This window comes from Cyanobacteriota bacterium, from assembly GCA_025054735.1.
Classification (GTDB): domain Bacteria; phylum Cyanobacteriota; class Cyanobacteriia; order SKYG9; family SKYG9; genus SKYG9.
In genome coordinates this window covers 1-1,861 of record JANWZG010000571.1, presented here as the reverse complement: position 1 = coordinate 1,861, position 1,861 = coordinate 1, and the positions used below count along the sequence as shown (strand labels likewise).

Sequence of the window (1,861 nt, the reverse complement as noted above, 5' to 3'; positions counted from 1 at the left end):
GCTGGATGATTGTCTACTACGATGATCTCGACAGGGCGAGTAGAGTTTTGGCCTAGAAGTGCTGCCAGACAACGGCGCAGGTCGTTAGGCCGATCGTAGGTGGCAACGACGATCGAAACTGGGATATCTGGCGGCAAGTTTACTGGAGTAGTTCCCTCATCTAGCTTTAAGGTCCACTGGGTAGAGAGCGTAGACATGGCTTTAGCCCAACGCAAATCCCGAGGAAGCGTCAAACCAAGTTCAAGTAGTTTAGCGCTGAGTTCATCACCAATGACTTGGTAGAGCCGAGCTGTTGTAATGGGTTGCCGACCATTGTGCAAATCAATTTTGCCTAAGAGTTGACGGTTGTGAGTGACAAAGATCCGTACCTTTTCATAGTCCAGCACATCTACTAGAGGTTGCAGGGGACGGCTAATATCAACCATACGAACGGCGATCGGGATTTGATAACTCCGGAAAAGGGTAGATGCCTTGGGAAGGGATGCGGTCGTGCCAGAACTATTTGACGGATGTGGTAGCACAGTCGAGGATGAAGTGTGCACAGAATCTGCATCAGGGAAATGACGCTGCTGCTTTGCCAAAATCCGATGGGGATGGTGAGCGATCGCTGGGTCATTTGCTAATTTAGCTGCCACCTTCAGCGCCTTCCGATAACGGCCTAATCCCACAAAACATCCCTTCAATTCCGCCAGAATCAGATCACGGGGATAGCGATTAGGGTATTTTAGTGAAATCCATAGCCAACGCAAATTACCATACCAGAGCCACCACAATGCCAGTCGAACGAAGTCCCAGCGCTCATCGGGATAGGTTTGGATAGTGCAGGTGAAGTAGGAATACAGGCCAATACCATCACTAGCTAGCTGGGAGCGCAAGGCTTCATAGGTGCGGCGATGACGGTGCCAAACTAAGGCACTGGGTTCATAAACTAAGGCATAACCGGACTTTAACACGCGGAAATACATTTCATGATCTTCGCAGCCAGTGCTCAGAGTGCCCGCACCCAGCGCCACGTTGAAACCACCGATGAGATCGAAGAGATCACGACGATAGGCCATATTCGCGCCTGTGCCAAATTGACCACCTCCCAGCCAATGCTTAGGAACACGATCGCCCACAATTTGATAACGTCGGCTGTTTAAGAACCCCCGACCAAACCCTCCATGCCGCTCAAACAGAATTTGGGACTCCGTTTCCAGTTCATAGGGAGCTACTAATCCAGTAACAGCCATTACTTCTGGGTCAGAGGTAAAAACTTTGACGATGGATAGCACCCAATCTGGATCAACGATTACATCATCATCGGTGTAGGCAATAATCTCTCCTTTGGCCTCGGCAATTGCCCGATTCCGTGCCCAACTCAATCCTGGTTTTGGCTCTTGCACATAGCAGACCTGAGGATAATGTTTCTGCACCAGTTCGGCAGTACGATCATCACTAGGTGCATTATCAACCACCAAATATTCAACATTGGGATAGTTCAATTTCAAGATTGCATCCAGACATTGCTTCAGATCGTCAGTCCGATTCCGAGTACAAACCACAACCGTCACTAGAGGAAAAGGCCCAGAGTAGGTTGGTTTTGGCAACTGACACAACGCAGCGATCGATAATTCACCTCGGTGGGGCAGATGGGATAGTCCAGCCTTAGTCAGGTAAGACAGAATAGACCAGCCATACTGAGCCAAGATAGCATTGCTCAGATCATGAGAGCTGCAAACTCCTTCTAGAAGAGGCATTTCCAAATAACCTAGGGGAATCCCATGCAACCGCAAAAGCAGTTGAAGTTTTTCATAACCATTCCCCACGTCAATGACGGGCAGGGGTTGACTAAGCTCAAGGCTCATCACCTTGATGGGAC

1 protein-coding gene is annotated in these 1,861 nt (G+C 49.3%); it reads right to left on the bottom strand.

The genetic code is table 11. The annotated features are described in order from the left end of the window. Positions 1 to 1,739 (bottom strand): glycosyltransferase family 2 protein (locus tag NZ772_18245; protein MCS6815497.1); only part of this gene is annotated, 1,739 nt, incomplete at its 3' end. Between the last annotated feature and the right edge of the window lie 122 nt (positions 1,740 to 1,861).